This window comes from Streptomyces sp. NPDC085931 (assembly GCF_044540565.1).
Classification (GTDB): domain Bacteria; phylum Actinomycetota; class Actinomycetes; order Streptomycetales; family Streptomycetaceae; genus Streptomyces.
The window spans coordinates 109,485-125,262 of record NZ_JBITSK010000015.1 but is presented as its reverse complement, the minus strand read 5'-3'; the positions used below and the strand labels follow the sequence as shown (position 1 = coordinate 125,262).

13 protein-coding genes are annotated in these 15,778 nt (G+C 72.9%); 3 read left to right on the top strand and 10 right to left on the bottom strand.

Going from position 1 to position 15,778, the window contains the following annotated elements:
• Window positions 1-2: 2 nt before the first annotated feature.
• Window positions 3-362: an NADH-quinone oxidoreductase subunit A gene (locus ACIGAN_RS28385; protein WP_003992243.1), complete on the bottom strand. Its 360-nt coding sequence runs from the start codon at window positions 360-362 to the stop codon at window positions 3-5.
• 724 nt (window positions 363-1,086) lie between these two features.
• Here ACIGAN_RS28385 and ACIGAN_RS28380 point away from each other — a divergent pair.
• Window positions 1,087-1,929 (top strand): C40 family peptidase, encoded by an 843-nt coding sequence (locus ACIGAN_RS28380; RefSeq protein WP_365088714.1) that lies wholly within the window; start codon window positions 1,087-1,089, stop codon window positions 1,927-1,929.
• 443 nt (window positions 1,930-2,372) lie between these two features.
• Here ACIGAN_RS28380 and ACIGAN_RS28375 read toward each other — a convergent pair whose 3' ends face one another.
• Entirely contained in the window at window positions 2,373-3,656 is a 1,284-nt protein-coding gene (locus ACIGAN_RS28375) for a geranylgeranyl reductase family protein (protein WP_365088713.1), read from the bottom strand.
• Window positions 3,657-3,872: 216 nt separating this feature from the next.
• Between ACIGAN_RS28375 and ACIGAN_RS28370 the strand changes: the two genes are divergently transcribed.
• Window positions 3,873-4,205 (top strand): PASTA domain-containing protein, encoded by a 333-nt coding sequence (locus tag ACIGAN_RS28370; protein WP_399861869.1) that lies wholly within the window; start codon window positions 3,873-3,875, stop codon window positions 4,203-4,205.
• Window positions 4,206-4,246: 41 nt separating this feature from the next.
• Here ACIGAN_RS28370 and ACIGAN_RS28365 read toward each other — a convergent pair whose 3' ends face one another.
• From ACIGAN_RS28365 to ACIGAN_RS28350, 4 genes are read right to left on the bottom strand one after another with little or no spacing between them, the layout of a single operon-like run.
• Window positions 4,247-4,942 (bottom strand): demethylmenaquinone methyltransferase, encoded by a 696-nt coding sequence (locus ACIGAN_RS28365; protein ID WP_399861867.1) that lies wholly within the window; start codon window positions 4,940-4,942, stop codon window positions 4,247-4,249.
• 23 nt (window positions 4,943-4,965) lie between these two features.
• Complete coding sequence (locus ACIGAN_RS28360; protein WP_399861865.1) at window positions 4,966-6,102, bottom strand: acyltransferase; 1,137 nt, start codon at window positions 6,100-6,102, stop codon at window positions 4,966-4,968.
• Window positions 6,102-8,324: a bifunctional polysaccharide deacetylase/glycosyltransferase family 2 protein gene (locus ACIGAN_RS28355; protein WP_399861863.1), complete on the bottom strand. Its 2,223-nt coding sequence runs from the start codon at window positions 8,322-8,324 to the stop codon at window positions 6,102-6,104. The genes ACIGAN_RS28360 and ACIGAN_RS28355 overlap by 1 nt, the downstream gene beginning before the upstream one ends.
• A 13-nt stretch (window positions 8,325-8,337) precedes the next feature.
• Complete coding sequence (locus ACIGAN_RS28350) at window positions 8,338-8,847, bottom strand: hypothetical protein (RefSeq protein ID WP_399861861.1); 510 nt, start codon at window positions 8,845-8,847, stop codon at window positions 8,338-8,340.
• A 209-nt stretch (window positions 8,848-9,056) separates the two neighbouring features.
• Here ACIGAN_RS28350 and ACIGAN_RS28345 point away from each other — a divergent pair, with 209 nt between their 5' ends.
• Window positions 9,057-10,064, top strand: coding sequence for a chitinase (locus tag ACIGAN_RS28345; RefSeq protein WP_399861858.1), 1,008 nt, complete (start codon window positions 9,057-9,059; stop codon window positions 10,062-10,064).
• 11 nt (window positions 10,065-10,075) lie between these two features.
• On the opposite strand, the gene ACIGAN_RS28340 is transcribed toward ACIGAN_RS28345, so the two are convergent.
• The 4 genes from ACIGAN_RS28340 to ACIGAN_RS28325 form a co-directional block, all read right to left on the bottom strand.
• Window positions 10,076-10,738, bottom strand: a complete 663-nt coding sequence (locus tag ACIGAN_RS28340; RefSeq protein WP_365741672.1) for an imidazolonepropionase-like domain-containing protein — start codon at window positions 10,736-10,738, stop codon at window positions 10,076-10,078.
• Window positions 10,739-10,745: 7 nt separating this feature from the next.
• A complete protein-coding gene (gene mqnC, locus ACIGAN_RS28335) occupies window positions 10,746-11,945 on the bottom strand; it encodes a cyclic dehypoxanthinyl futalosine synthase (RefSeq protein WP_399861855.1) in 1,200 nt (399 codons plus the stop codon).
• Window positions 11,946-12,015: 70 nt separating this feature from the next.
• Window positions 12,016-12,744: an A24 family peptidase gene (locus ACIGAN_RS28330; RefSeq protein ID WP_365088704.1), complete on the bottom strand. Its 729-nt coding sequence runs from the start codon at window positions 12,742-12,744 to the stop codon at window positions 12,016-12,018.
• Entirely contained in the window at window positions 12,741-15,740 is a 3,000-nt protein-coding gene (locus ACIGAN_RS28325) for a BTAD domain-containing putative transcriptional regulator (protein WP_399861853.1), read from the bottom strand. Before ACIGAN_RS28325 ends, ACIGAN_RS28330 begins: the two co-directional genes overlap by 4 nt.
• Between the last annotated feature and the right edge of the window lie 38 nt (window positions 15,741-15,778).

Genomic DNA, 15,778 nt, shown 5'->3' with positions numbered 1-15,778 from the left:
CCTCAGTCCCATTCCAGGCCGCCGCGCCGCCATACGTACGCGTACGCGACGAAGACGGTGAGCACGAAGAGCAGCATCTCCACGAGCCCGAAGATCCCCAGGGCGTCGAAGGTGACGGCCCAGGGGTAGAGGAAGACGATCTCGATGTCGAAGACGATGAAGAGCATCGCCGTCAGGTAGTACTTGATGGGGAAGCGCCCGCCGCCGGCCGGCGTGGGGGTCGGCTCGATACCGCACTCGTAGGCCTCGAGCTTGGCCCGGTTGTACCGCTTGGGCCCGATCAACGTGGCCATGACCACGGAGAAGATCGCAAAGCCTGCCCCGAGGGCTCCCAGTACGAGGATGGGCGCATAAGCGTTCACCGCTCCTCGCTCCTCTCAGTCGGCACTGACTGCTGGCGGTTTGCGTCGGGCTCACGTCCGTCTCACCCGTCCCGCGAACCCCGCCCGCCCCGGCGAAGATCGGGAACATGTGAAGCAGGTCACAAGCCCAACCGCGTGCATCTTATGCCCGACGCTCTGTGATCTGCGACACGGGGTATTGCACAAGCTTTGTGATCTCCACCACCTGACGATCGATCATGAAGTCGGATGAGCGGTGATCTTCACACGCGAAGCGTCCGAGTGATCACCAGAGGTGACATTTTGGCTCGTCAGTGCAGCTCGGAAGGCGCGTCTCAATATCAAGAGAGTTCGCGTGCATGCAAATTGGCGGTGGACTCGATCTCTTGATAGAGGCGCGTTCACACCTCCGGGGTCGTCCAGGGCGGGGTGTGGACGCGTGCACGCGTTCACGATCTCCGCGAGGTCGTGATCCGGCCGTGACCCGCGCGCCGGGACGCGGCCGCCGGACCAGCCGTTCCGTGACCTCCGCCACATTGATGAGAGGAGCGTGAGAACGGGGCTTGGCCAATCAAGCCAACCAGTGGTAGGCGCGGGGCAATTCGGGCGTATTGATCAAACGCCGTGATCACAGGCCGGTCACACCGCGCCCGCAATGTCCGTTACGGCGTCAATAAAGGGCCTCGTTCGGGGGTTTTGGGCGCCCGATTGAACAACTGTGGCGCAGGACACGTTTCTTGAAGATATGAAGGAGCCCCTGGTACCGGTTGTTCCCATGTCCCACACCGCTCACATACGCAGCCACCGGAAGCCCCGCCGCAGCGCGACCTCTTCGATCGCCGTGCGTGCCGGAGTTGCCGGTGGCGTTCTCAGCATGGCAGCGGCGGGTGCGTCGGCCTCGGCGAGTGCCGCCGAGCCGGTGACGCAGACCATCGAACTGCCCACCCTGACGGCCGACATGTCCGCCGCGGTCGCCCAGTCGGCGGCCGCCACGCAGCAGGCCGCCGCGAACTACGAGCTGCGCGCAGAGCGTGACGCGGCCGCCGCCGAGGCCGCCGCCGAGGCCAAGAAGGACCTCGCCGAGGCGAAGAAGGCCGAGGCCAAGAAGAAGGCCGCCGAGGCCGCCCGCAAGGCCGCCGCCGAGCGTGCCGAGCGCAGCGCCGAGCGTGCCACCCTGTCCGCGTCGACGTCCGCGTCCGCCTCCGCCGCCACGTCGGTCTCGGCGCCCGCCAGCGGCAGCGTCGCCACCGTCATCGCCTTCCTCAAGGCCCAGCTGGGCGACGCCTACGTCATGGGCGCCACCGGTCCCAACGCCTGGGACTGCTCCTCGCTGGTGCAGGCCGCGTACAAGCAGGTGGGTGTGGAACTGCCCCGCATCTCGCAGGACCAGTCGATGGTCGGCACGGACGTCCCGCTCTCCAGCGTCCAGGTCGGCGACATCCTGTACTGGGGCGGCAAGGGCTCCGCGTACCACGTGGGTGTCTACATCGGGAACGGCCAGTACCTGGACGCGGCCAACCCGTCCAAGGGCGTCGTCATCCAGGACCTGTCCGGCTACCCGGCGTCGGGCGCGGTGCGCGTCCTCTGACGTCACGTCCGCACTGAAGCGCGCATAAGGGGCAAGAGGGCCGCTGCCACTCGGGGCAGCGGCCCTCCCGGCCTGTCCGGGCCCGCCCCGCGCACCCCGGCACGCCCACACGCCTCTCCAGGGCCCCTGTGAGCGCCTCGCCGGGGCCGGACGCATCCGGGCGGCCCGAACCGGAGCCGCGGCTCGTCCACGCGCTTCAGGGCCGTCGGCCCCGGCGGTCGGCACGATCCCCGGCCTCGACGGCACCCTATGCCCTGATTGTCCCCGCATGGTGATGCCTTGACGGGACGTGAGAAGCCGACGGCGCGCGGCCGTGCCGGGGCAGCCGGCGGACCGGCCGTGCCGGGGCAGCCGGCGGACCGGCCGTGCCGGGGCAGCCGGCGGACCGGCGCGACGAGGTGTGCGTGCGCCGCGCCGCCGGCCCGGCTCCCCCGGGCGGCCGGTCAGGCCTTCGGGGCGACCTTGCTCAGGCCGTTGATGATCCGGTCCATCGCGTCGCCGCCCGTCGGGTCGGTGAGGTTCGCCAGGAGCTTCAGCGTGAACTTCATCAGCAGCGGGTGCGTGAGACCGCGCTGGGCGGCGATCTGCATGACCTTCGGGTTGCCGATGAGCTTCACGAACGCGCGGCCGAGGGTGTAGTAGCCGCCGTAGGTGTCCTTCAGCACGCGCGGGTAGCGCTGGAGCGCCAGCTCCCGGCCGGCCGGGGTGGAGCGCGCGTGGGCCTGCACGATGACGTCGGCGGCGATCTGGCCGGACTCCATGGCGTAGGCGATGCCCTCGCCGTTGAACGGGTTCACCAGCCCGCCGGCGTCTCCGACCAGCAGCAGGCCCTTGGTGTAGTGCGGCTGGCGGTTGAAGGCCATGGGGAGCGCGGCGCCGCGGATCGGCCCGGTCATGTTGTCGGGGGTGTAGCCCCAGTCCTCCGGCATGGAGGCGCACCAGGCCTTCAGGACCTCGCGCCAGTCCAGCTCCTTGAAGGACTCGGAGGTGTTGAGCACGCCCAGGCCGACGTTGGAGGTGCCGTCGCCCATGCCGAAGATCCAGCCGTAGCCCGGCAGCAGACGGTCCTGGGCGCCGCGGCGGTCCCACAGTTCCAGCCAGGACTCCAGGTAGTCGTCCTCGTGGCGGGGGCTGGTGAAGTACGTGCGGACGGCCACGCCCATCGGGCGGTCCTCACGGCGGTGCAGGCCCATCGCGAGGGAGAGCCGCGTGGAGTTGCCGTCGGCGGCGACGACCAGCGGCGCGTGGAAGGTGACCTCGCGCTTCTCCTCGCCGAGCTTGGCGTGCACTCCGGTGATGCGGCCGGTGCGGTCGTCGACGATCGGCGCGCCCACGTTGCACTTCTCGAACAGCCGGGCGCCTGCCTTCTGGGCCTGCCGGGCGAGCTGCTCGTCGAAGTCGTCCCGCTTGCGGACCAGGCCGTAGTCGGGGAAGGAGGCGAGATCCGGCCAGTCGAGCTGGAGACGGACTCCCCCGCCGATGATCCGCAGCCCCTTGTTGCGCAGCCAGCCGGCCTCTTCCGAGATGTCGATGCCCATCGCCACGAGCTGCTTCACCGCGCGCGGGGTGAGGCCGTCACCGCAGACCTTCTCGCGCGGGAACTCGGTCTTCTCCAGGAGCAGTACGTCGAGTCCGGCCTTGGCGAGGTGGTACGCGGTCGTGGAGCCGGCTGGCCCCGCGCCGACGACGATGACATCGGCGGTGTTTTCGGAGAGGGGCTCGGTCACGGCGGGATCTCCCCAAGGTTCGAAGTCTGCGTGCCGACGGGCACAGGACACGGGCAGTCTATTCAGCGCTCGTGATCACCCGATCGAAGGGCCGCCCCGGCGCGACACGGCCGGTGACGCTCCGTGGTCGACTGTCACAGAAAGACACCTGCCGCTTCCGGCCGCCGCGGGCCCGGAGTTACCCTTCCCGTACCGCTGGGGGTGACATCTGTGCACATGTCCCGCGAAACACCCGAGGTGCGGGTTCCCCGCCTGGTCGGTCTGATGGCCGTGGACGCGCGCGAGGCGGCCCGGGCCCGGGGGCTGCTCCTCAACGCGCCGGACCGGCCCGACCTCCACCTCGCCGTCGTCGACTACGTCGTCCGCCAGTACCCGCAGCCCGGCGCCGAGGTGCCGCGGGAGTCGATGGTCCACGTGTGGTTCGGCCCCGGGCCGGGCGAGGGCGGCGGGGGCGTGCACGAGCCGCGCCTCCCGGGTCCGCCCCGGGGCGGACTGCGACGGGAGCTGGACGAGCCGGGCGACCCGCACATGGCGCTCAGCGACCGCTAGACCCGACGGTCCGACGGTCCGACCGCCGGGGCCCGAGGGGTTCAGCTCTCCTTGAAGCCGCGGTGCAGGGCGACGATCCCGCCGCTCAGGTTGCGCCAGGCCACCCGCGACCAGCCGGCCCCGCCCAGCCGCCCGGCCAGCGCGGCCTGGTCGGGCCAGGCGCGGATGGACTCGGCGAGGTAGACGTAGGCGTCGGGGTTGGAGGACACGGCCCGGGCGACCGGCGGCAGGGCGCGCATCAGGTACTCGGTGTAGACCGTGCGGAACGGCGTCCACGTCGGGTGCGAGAACTCGCAGATCACGATCCGCCCGCCGGGCCGGGTCACCCGGTGCATCTCGCGCAGCGCCGCGTCCGTGTCCTGCACGTTGCGCAGCCCGAAGGAGATGGTGACGGCGTCGAAGCTGTCGTCCTTGAACGGCAGCCGCGTCGCGTCGCCGGCGGTGTAGGGCAGCCAGGGCTGCCGCTGCTTGCCGACCCGGAGCATGCCCTGGGAGAAGTCGCAGGGGACGACGTAGGCGCCGGTGCGGGCGAAGGGCAGGGAGGAGGTGCCCGTGCCCGCGGCCAGGTCGAGGATCTTCTGCGCCGGGCGCGCGTCCACCGCCCTGGCGACCTCCTTGCGCCATCGCCGGTCCTGGCCGAGGGACAGCACGTCGTTGGTCAGGTCGTACCGTTCCGCCACGTCGTCGAACATCGAGGCGACTTCGTGCGGCTGCTTGTCCAGGGATGCGCGGGTCACGGGCCCATTGTTGCAGTACGCCCTCACGGCAGGAGCCGGGGTGCGCGCCGCGCCGCCACGTCCTCCACCCAGCCGCACAGCAGCACGAACACCGCGATCAGCACCCAGGCCACGCCGAACAGGAACCACTGGCTGTCCAGGGGCAGATACGCCTCGAAGGCCGGCACGTCCCAGCACCGGTCGATCAGCGGTACGGCCAGGATCAGCGCGATCTCGTGCCACAGGTAGATCGTCACCGCGCGGGCGTTGACGACCGTCACCAGCCGGTCGAGACGCCGGTGCCGGGCCAGGCCCGCGAAGCCGGTCCCGAGACGGGCCTTGGCGTACAGCAGCAGCGCCACGAACCCGGCCGACCAGAAGGCCTGCGCGAGCGGGTTCTCGTCCAGGTCGTACGTGCCGTACTCGGCCCGGTGCGCGAGGGCGTACCAGGCGCCGAACGCCAGGGCGGCCAGGGCGGGCGGGAGCAGCGACGCGGGTTTCAGCCGGGCCAGGACGCCCTCGTGGTGGGCGAAGCCGAGGAGCCAGCAGCACAGGAAGGTCGCCAGGTCCGTGAGGGCGGTGCCGAACCGGCCGTCCGGCGGCTGCCGGACCTGTGTGAGCACGACGACCGGGGCGAGCGAGGACAGCAGCACCGGGACGGGCGCCCGCCGGAACAGGCGCAGCAGCGGCGGGGAGAGGAGCACGAACCACAGGTAGGTCCGCAGGTACCAGAGGATCTCCCAGGCCTGTTCGCCCCGGGCGCTGCCGGGCGGATCGCCGAGCGGCACGACCCAGTAGACGATCTGCCACCCCGGCATCCAGCCGTGCACCAGCATCGCGCCGGTCACGAACAGGCCCCAGAACCAGAAGGGCGGCAGCAGCCGCCGGAACCGGTTCGCGACGACACCGGGCGCGGGGCGCGCGAGCGACCTGGCCATGAGGGTGCCGGCCAGGCCGAACATCACGCCCATGGAGGGGAAGACCAGTCCGGCCCAGGCCCACTCGAAGGTGTGGTAGGCGACGACCCGGACCAGGGCGAGCGCGCGGAGTGTGTCGAAGTAGCGGTCGCGGCCGGCCGGCGCCGTGGCCCCGGTCCGGTCCGCGACCGCGGCGCCGGTCCGGTGCGCGCCCGCGGCGCCGGTCCGGGCCGCGACCGCGGCGCCCTTGCGGTGGGCCCCCATCAGCCCGTCCCGACCGGGGTCCCGACCTCGCCGGTCCGCTTCAGTTTCTGCCAGCGCAGCCGGCCGCCGGTGAGGGCGGTGACACAGGAGTGGATGAGGACGAGGTACATCATCTGCCGGTAGGCCAGCTGCTGCAGCGGCATCATCAGCAGGTACCGGTACTTCTCGCCGTCCAGGCGGAAGGCGTAGGCCGCGCACAGCAGCTGGACGGCGAGCACGGCCGCCCACGCGAGCAGGGACGCCCGCAGGTCGACGAAGACCATCGCGTAGAGGGTGAAGACGTCGATGAGCGGCGCGAAGACCGGCGTGACGATCTGGAACAGCACCACCAGCGGCATGCCGACCCGCCCGAAGCGGCCCGAAGGCCCCCTGTCCGTGAGGGACTTGCGGTGCTTCCACAGGGCCTGCATGGTGCCGTAGGACCAGCGGTAGCGCTGGGACCACAGCTGCTTGAGCGAGCCCGGCGCCTCCGTCCACGCGCGGGCGTGCTCCTGGTAGACGACCCGCCACCCGGCGCGGTGCAGCGCGATGGTGATGTCGGTGTCCTCGGCGAGCGTGTCCTCGCTCATGCCGCCCACCTGGAGCACCGCCTCGCGGCGGAACGCCCCGATCGCGCCGGGGATGGTGGGCATGCAGCGCAGCAGGTCGTACATGCGGCGGTCGAGGTTGAAGCCCATCACGTACTCGATGTGCTGCCAGGCGCCGATGACGGTGGTGCGGTTGCCGACCTTGGCGTTGCCGGCGACCGCGCCGACCTCCGGGTCGGCGAAGGGCTGCACCAGCTGCCGCACCGTGTCCGGCTCGAAGACGGTGTCGCCGTCCATCATCACGACGAGGTCGTGACGGGCGCTGCGCACCCCGGTGTCGAGCGCGGCCGGCTTGCCCGCGTTGGCCTGGCGGATGACGCGGACGTTGGGCATGCCGAGGGACTCGGCGATGTCGGCCGTGCCGTCCGTCGAGCCGTCGTCGACGACGATGATCTCGATGGGGTGGGTGCTGCGGGCCAGGGAGCCGAGGGTGTTGGCGATGCACTCCTTTTCGTTGTAGGCCGGGACGATCACGCTCACCGGCCGTGTCACCGGCGGACCCCAGCGGAACCGGCGCCGGTTGCGCTGTCTGTGGTGGCGGCGGGCGAGGACCAGCATCATCCCGAAGCGGCCCAGGACGGCGACGCCGACCACCATGAGGGCGACGGACAGCGTCGGCACGACGGCCTCGGCGACGGCGACGGCGGCGATCAGGGCCTTGCCCTCGTAGAGGAGGGTGCCGGTGGCCTCGCGGTGGGCGGCCTGCAGCCGCGTCTGCCCGGCGCCCTGGGCGACAGCGGGTGCCTGCTGGGGCTGTTGCTGGTCCACGACGCCGCTGACGGTGGTGAAGGTGTAGCCCTTCGCCCGCATCTTCTCGATGTACTTCGGCAGCGCGGCGATGGTCTGGGAGCGTTCGCCGCCCGCGTCGTGGAAGAGGACCGAGGCGCCCTCGTCCTTCTCCGGCGTGGCCCACTGGACGATCTTCGCCACGCCCGGCCGCTTCCAGTCGTCGCTGTCGGTGTCGACGAAGACGCTGGTGTAGCCGTCCTGGCCGAGCTTCTTGTAGACGGGCCAGCTGTAGTTGTCGATGGCGTCGGTCTGCGAGGAGTAGGGCGCCCGGAACAGGGTGGTCGTGATGCCGGCGGCGCCCGCGAGCGCGAGCTGCGTCTGTTCCGTCTCGCGCCGGACGCGGGTCTCGCTCTGGTAGGACAGGTCGACGTGCGTGAAGGTGTGGATCCCCACCTCGTGGCCCTGCTCGACCATGTCGGCCACGATGCCCGGGTGGCGCGACACCATCGAGCCGACCAGGAAGAAGGTGGCGGGCACGGAGTACTTCTCCAGGACGGCCAGCACCTGGGGCGTCCACGTCGGGTCGGGGCCGTCGTCGAAGGTGAGCACGATGGTCTTGTCCGGGACCGAGACGGTCGTGGCCTGTCCGCCGCGGAAGGTGAGGATCGGCCCGCCGTCCAGGATCTCGTCCGGTACGTCCCCGGCACTGGCGCCGGTGCGCACACGCTGGTCGCCGCCGACCTCGGCGCGCAGATAGCCGTCGAGGAGCATCACGCAGACCAGCGCGAGCAGGAGCAGCAGGGCGAGGACGACACGCGGCCGCTGCAGCGCGGCGGCCTTGCCCGCGGCCCGTTCCATCCGGGAGGGTGCGCGGCGGCGGCCGCGGGAGGGGGTGGTCGTGGTCATACGGCGGCCCCGGTCATCCGGCGACCGCGGCGGCGGACGCCGAGGCCGCGGCCGTGGCAGAGGTGGAGGGCGAGGCGGACGGCAGCGGGGTGGGAACGCCGGTGCCGGCCGCGGCCCCGGGCGGCACCGCCGGCGCCCCCGTCACGGCCGGGTCCGCCGGCGTCCCCGTCCCGGCCGGGTCCGTCGGCGTCCCCGTCCCGGCCGGGTCCGTCGGGGCCGCTGTGCCGGCCGGGGCCGTCGGGAGTCCTCGGCCGGCCGGGCCGCCGGGGCCGCCGCCGGGCCCCGCACCCGCGAACGGGAGCAACCGCGCCGGTGTCAGCGCGGTGCCCCAGCCCAGGAAGGCCGCGCCGAGCACGGCCGCGTAGCCGAGGCAGACGGCCCCCACGGCAAGGCCGATCCGGCGCAGCAGCCGGGCGCGGCGTCCGGAGGTGTCGACGAACACGGGCCCTTCGGGGGACCCGTTGCCGCGTTTGCGGCGGCGACCGTGAGGGGTGCGGTTCTCGATGGCGGGCTCGGAATGCATTCACCGGACACTAGAGCCGCTTCTGTGCCATAAACTCGGGTTTCCCTGTGGGAGAGCGATGAGAAACGGCCCAGGCTGTCCATTCTCTGAGAGTTCTCTCCCCTGCCGACGGAACGCGCCATGTGCCCCCACCCTCGTGAGACGTTTGCGGCCGGGAAACGTACTGAGTCCTCGACCCCTGGGACGTCACGAGAACGGGAGCGCGTGTCATGAGGAGTTCGCGAAGGCCGGCCGCCGGTCTCGGCTGTCTGATCGCCCTCGCCCTGGCCGCCGCGGGCTGTTCGGGCCAGGACGGCCCGGCCCGCGCGACCCCCTCGGCGACGGCCGGGCCCGGCACCTCGTACGCCCCGTACGTCAGCGCCACCGACGCCGCCGCCACCGACACGGCCGGCTCGCCCACGACGTACAACCTGGCTTTCGTCATCGCCGAGGGCAGCGACTGCACACCGCGCTGGAACGGCACCCACGCCCTCGACGACCCGGCGGTCGCCGCCCGCGTCGCGGCGCTCAAGGAGGACGGCGGCCGGGTCCGGGTCTCCTTCGGCGGCGCCTCCGGGAAGGAACTCGCGGCGAACTGCGGCAGTGTCTCCGCACTGGCTGCGGCCTACGGCGCGGCCCTGGACGCGGCCGGCACCACCCTGGCCGACTTCGACATCGAGGGCGACGACCTGTCCGACTCCGCGTCCGTCGCGCTGCGTTCGCGGGCGATCGCACGGCTGCAGGAGCAACGGGACGGCCTGGAGGTCTCGTTCACGCTGCCGGTGATGCCGTCGGGCCTGGACGAGGACGGCCTGGCCCTGCTCGCCTCGGCCAACGACCACGGTGTGCAGGTCTCCACGGTCAACCTGATGACGATGAACTACGGCTCGTCCTACGACGGCGACATGGGCGGCTACGCGCTCACCGCCGCCAGGGCCGCGCACACGCAGCTGCGGCAGGTCTTCGGCACGTCGGACGCCGAGGCCTGGCAGGGCATGGCGCTCACCTCGATGATCGGCGTCAACGACGTCGCGGGCGAGACCTTCACGCTCGCCGACGCGGCCGAGGTCCGGGCCTTCGCCGAGGAGCGGGGCATCGCCTGGGTGTCGATGTGGTCGACGGCCCGGGACCGGCAGTGCGCGGCCGGCCGCGGGACCGGCCGGGCGGCGACCGACTGCAGTGGTGTGACGCAGGGTTCGGGGGCGTTCGGCGAGGCGTTCGGGGCCGTCGCGGGCTGAACCCGTCGGCCTCAGCGGGCCCGGTACACCAGCCGGCCGGCCAGCACGGTCGCCACGCAGGTGACCGCGCCGCGCTCGCGCAGGGCCGTCTCGTCGGGCACGTCGAACACGGCCAGGTCGGCCCGGCCGCCGATGGTGAGCGGGCCGTGGACCGTGCCGCGCAGGTCGTGGCCCTCGGCGAACGGATCGAGGTCGGGCCGCTCACCGAGCAGGGTGCCGGGGGCGTTGGTGGTGCCGACGACGGTCAGGCCGGACCGGGCGACGGCCATGGCCACCAGCGGGTCGCGGAAGCGGGCCCCGGGCGAGGCGACCGCCGTGGTGCCGTAGCGCAGCATCCGCTGCACGCCGCGCCGTACGCTGCCCGCCCAGCGGGTCTCGCCGAGTTCGCCGAGCGCGGCCAGCCGCTCGCCCCACAGGGGCTGTTCGCCCAGTTCACCGGCCTCCCGCGGGTCGGGGTGGTAGCACTGGCGCAGCAGCCACAGCGGGTGCCACTGGCGCAGGCCCGGCGTGAGCACGCCCGGCCAGCGCCGTATCCGCGCGCCGGGCGTCTCCTCGGCGACGTCCTCGTACGGTCCGACGGCCGTGATCCGGTCGCCGTCGACCGCGACCGCGCCGTCCGCGACGGGGTCCGCGCCCGCCGGGAGGACCAGCGGGGCGGCGTGAATCGTCAGCACCGTCGGATCAGTTGGACGCCAGCAGCTTCAGCTCGGGGTGAGCCGTGCCGCCCTCGATGGCCGTGGAGGAGATGTGCGAGACGACGCGGTCGTCGACGGGGTCGTTCGCCGGGTCGTCGTGCACGACGAGGTGCTCGTAGGTGGTGGAGCGCTGGGCCGGGACCCGGCCCGCCTTGCGGATGAGGTCGATGATCTCCATCCGGTTCGACCGGTGCTTGGCGCCGGCCGACGACACCACGTTCTCCTCCAGCATGATCGAGCCGAGGTCGTCGGCGCCGTAGTGCAGGGAGAGCTGGCCGACCTCCTTGCCCGTGGTGAGCCACGAGCCCTGGATGTGGGCGATGTTGTCCATGAACAGCCGGGCGACGGCGATCATCCGCAGGTACTCGAAGAGCGTCGCCTGCGTGCGGCCCTTCAGGTGGTTGTTCTCGGGCTGGTACGTGTACGGGATGAAGGCGCGGAAGCCGCCCGTGCGGTCCTGCACGTCCCGGATCATGCGCAGGTGCTCGATGCGCTCGGCGTTGGTCTCACCGGTGCCCATCAGCATCGTGGAGGTGGACTCCACGCCCAGGTTGTGCGCGATCTCCATGATCTCCAGCCAGCGCTCGCCGGACTCCTTCAGCGGGGCGATCGCCTTGCGGGGCCGCTCGGGCAGCAGCTCGGCGCCGGCACCGGCGAAGGAGTCGAGGCCGGCGGCGTGGATGCGCTGGATGGCCTCCTCCACGCTTACCTTGGAGATGCGGGCCATGTGCTCGACCTCGGAGGCGCCGAGGGAGTGGATCACCAGCTGCGGGAAGGCGTCCTTGATGGCCCTGAAGTGCTTCTCGTAGTACTCGACACCGTAGTCGGGGTGGTGCCCGCCCTGGAACATGATCTGGGTGCCGCCCAGCTCGACCGTCTCCGCGCAGCGGCGCAGGATGTCGTCGAGGTCGCGCGTCCAGCCCTTGGCGGTGTCCTTCGGCGCGGCGTAGAAGGCGCAGAACCGGCACGCCGTGACGCAGACGTTCGTGTAGTTGATGTTGCGCTCGATGATGTACGTCGCGATGTGCTCGGTTCCGGCGTACCGGCGGCGGCGCACCGCGTCGGCGGCGGCGCCCAGGGCGTGCAGCGGGGCGTCCCGGTACAGCGCGAGCGCCTCGTCCGGGGTGATCCGCCCACCGGCGGCAGCACGGTCGAGGATGGGCTGAAGGTCGGCCTTCTCGGTCACCGGGCGTCCCTTTCGTAAGGGTTGTGGACGGACCCGCCCAGCGTACGCCAGGGGTCGGGAGGGCCGGACGTCAGGCCGTGTACGCCCCCACCAGCAGGCCCAGGAGGGCGCCCGTGATCAGGAACGGGCCGAACGGGATGGCCGTCTTGCGGGTGGCCCGGCGGGTCAGGACCAGGGCCGCGCCGTACAGGGCGCCCAGGAGGAAGCCGGCGAAGGTGCCGAGCATCACCGTGGACCAGCCGTACCAGCCGAGGGCGGCGCCCGCGCCGAGGGCGAGTTTGACGTCGCCGAAGCCCATGCCCGACGGATTGACGAGGAAGAGGACGAAGTAGCCGCCGCCGAGGGCCAGGGAGCCCAGCAGGGCGGTCGTCCACTGCCCCGCGTGTTCGGGGACGAGCGCGGTGAGGCCGAGCAGGGCCAGGGCGGCCGCGGCGAAGGGGAGGGTGAGCGGGTCGGGCAGGCGCCGGACCCGGAAGTCGACCACGGTGAGCAGGACCCCGACCGGGGCGAGCAGCAGCCAGACCCCGGCCTCGGGGCGGGTGCCGGTCGCGGCGGCGAGGGCGGCGCAGACGGCCGCCGTGGCCAGGGCCAGGGGGATCGCGCGCGGACCGTACCCGGGCTCCGCGCAGTCCCGGCAGGAGGCCGGGCCCAGCCAGCCCTTGACCGCGTGCCCGCCGGGGCACTGACGCCGCCACGGCTCCCCCGACGGCGCCGAGAACCGGTAGGCCGCGCGCGGCAGCGACGCGCCCGCCGCCGCGCCCCACAGCGCGGCGGCCAGGACCAGCAGCCCGGTGCTCATCCCGCCGCCGCGATCGCGTCACGCCACGTCGGCAGCAGCTCGTCGAGCAGTGCCTCCGTGCGCGGCGGCAGCCCGCGGGCCCCGCTGCGGCCGATGAGGTCGCCGGCGAGGGCCGTCAGCCGGTCCGCCTCTCCGGTGGCGTGGGTGGCGCGCAGCAGTTCGTGCCACAGCCGCTCGTCCTCCGGGGCGGTGCGCAGCGCCGCGTTCAGGGCCTCGATGGCCTTCTCCTCGCGGCCCTTCTCCCTGTGGAAGGCGCTCAGCGCGAGCCCGGTGTCCGCGACCAGCAGCGGCAGTTGCGCGTCGACGATCTCGTGCGTGAGCCACTGGTAGCGGCCCTCGGGCCGGTCGGCGAGCAGCGGCCCGCGCACCAGCACGAGCGCGTCGGTGAGCAGCCGCCCGCGCACGGCCCGGCTGCCGACGCCCTTGCCCTGCGTGGCCTCGTAGTACAGCGACCGCAGAACGTCCAGGTCGGAGACGACGGACGGGGCGAGGGTGAGCCGCCCGGCGGCGTCGGTGCCGAGGCGGGGCGTGCCGTCGGGGTCGGTGCCGAGCCATGCGCGCAGCCGGTCCAGCAGCGCGCCGCGCACGTCGTCGGTGACGCCGCGCGGCCACAGCGCCGAGGACAGCACCCGCGGGTGCACGCCCTCCCGGTGCAGGAGCAGCAGCGCCAGCGCCTCGTGCAGCAGGGCGCTGCGGTCCCCGTCCGGGCTGTCCAGGCCGATGATCTCGTACGGCCCGACGAGCCGGGCGTAGACGGCCGGGCGTCCCTGCTCGCTGATGTCGACCAGGAACGGCGGCCGGTGCGGGGGGTCGCCGTCGGGGCGGCCGTCCGGGTCGGCCTCGACGAACAGCTCGACCACGGCGCGCCGCTGGGCGGCGGGCAGCGTCTGGGCGTCGAGTTCCAGGCCGAGGAGGGGCGCGAGCAGCCTGCCCTCGGCGGTGATCTCCATCTCCCAGGCGGCGCCGGGCAGATCACCGGTCTCGGTGCCGACGAGGTAGCCGATGCCCAGCCGGCTGGCGTCGGCGGCGAGTTCGGCGAGCCTGACGGCGTCCTCGGCCGAGGGCTGGGCGGCGAGCAGGACGAGGTGCGGGGCCCAACGTGTGTGCTGGGCGGGCCCGGTGCGCCCGGTGAGCACCGAGTCGTGCCCGGCGGCGCCCAGCGCTCCGCGCCGCTGCCGGGTCTCGGCCTCCATGGTCTCGATCAGCGCCTCGACGTCGTCCAGGTGGCGAATGCGGTTCGGGGCCAGCGGTGTGAGGTCCTCGCCGAAGCCGACGAGCGTGATGGTCATGCGGTCGGACCAGCCGTTGGTGGCCAACTCGGCCGCGATGGACGCGAAGACGGCGGCCCGGTCGGCCTCGCGGCCGGAGAGGGAGACGATGCCGGGCACGGCCTCCAGGTTCAGCAGCAGCCGCGAGTCGTCCATGGTGCCGAGGCTGACGAGGCCCGGGTAGGGCGCGGCGGTGTCGACGTCGCCGTAGCCCTCGGCGTCCGTGCGGGCCAGCATCCAGAACGTCTGGTCCTGCCCCTGCTGCCAGGGCGCGGGCGGCTTCCCCGAGGGCTGCGCGAGCTGCAGGTGCAGGTCGCCGTTGCTGAGCCAGGCCGCGTACACGACCGGCAGCGGCCGCGACTGCGCGGCGAGGGAGGCGGCGAGACCGCGCAGGGACCGGTCGAGCAGCCGGACGCCCTCGGGGTCGGCGCCGACGAGCAGCGCGTCCTGGACGTCCTGCGCGTCCCCGCTCGGCGTGGGCGGCTCCATGCCGCGCCGCCCGCCGACCGAGCCCAGCGCCGACTGCCACAGCGCCTGCCGGCGCCGCCGCCCGAGGGCGCCGAGGAGGCCGGCGGCGAGGAGGGGGGCGGCCAGGAGGGCTTCGGGGAGGCCGAAGGCGCTCTCGGACCCGGTGGCCGCCGTGGCCCGCTGCCGGTCGCCGTCGGGGGCGGGCTGCTGCTCGGGGACGGACTCGTGGGCGGCGCCACCACCGGTGTGCTCGTGCCCACCGCCCTGCGCGCCGGACCCGCCGTCCTGCGCGCCGGATCCCCCGCCGCCCTGGGCGTGGTCGCCGGTCCGGGCGTAGTCGGCGATCTGCTGCCGCACCTCGGGCGAGACGCTCGGTGCCTCGTCGGGCATCTCGACGAGTTCGCCGCCGCGCGCGTCGCCCGGCATCTCCATGATCCAGCCGGGCCGGATGAGGCTGGCCTCGGAGAGCCTGGACCCGTCCGGCTGCACGCGGTCCTTGTTGAGCTCGAAGATCTCCTTGTAGCGGCGCCCGTCGCCGAGGTGGCGTTCGGCTATCTCCCACAGCGAGTCGTGGTGGCGTCCCTCGGGCGGCTGGATGCGGTAGTACTTCGTGTCGCCCTGCCGGGCGGTGCCGCCGGCGGTGTCGGCCTGGGCGGCGGCGTGCGCGGCCTGTTCGGCGAGGGCGGCCGCGGCACCGGAGGCCTGCTCCTGCTGCTGGGCGAAGAGGCCGGGCGTGGCCTGGGCCGCGGCCACGGTCGGCCGGTGAGGGGTGTCGTACCCCTGCCCGAGCTGCGACAGCCCGGGCGCGAAACCGGCGGCGGTGGCACCGACGAGCAGCAGCGCGGCGACCAGTTGGCGCGCGAGCAACTGGCTGGGCCCGGCGCCCGGGACCCGGCCCGGTACGCCCACCCCCGACAGCGCGGCCTTCAACTCCACGAGCACGCAGGCGGTGAACTGTGCCCACGCCAGCCACACGATCACGGTGAGGATGTTGAGGAAGGTGTGGACGGTGATCTCTTGCTGCAGCCAGTCGAGGCTCGGCACGCCGTCGGGCAGCGGCCAGCCGATCTGCGTGGCGAGCGCGAGGGGCACACCGACCAGGAGCACCGCCAGCGCGACGAACGCGAGGAAGGCCTTGACGAAGTCCCCGAACGACCGCCGCCGGATCCGCACCGGCTGCGGCGTCCGGTTCCTCGGGGCCGTCGTTCCCGTCGTGTCTCCCGTCGGGCTTGACGGGCTTGGGGTGCGGCGTCGCGGCATGGCGGGTGTCCTGGGGTCGTGTGCGGCGGGCGGTGCGG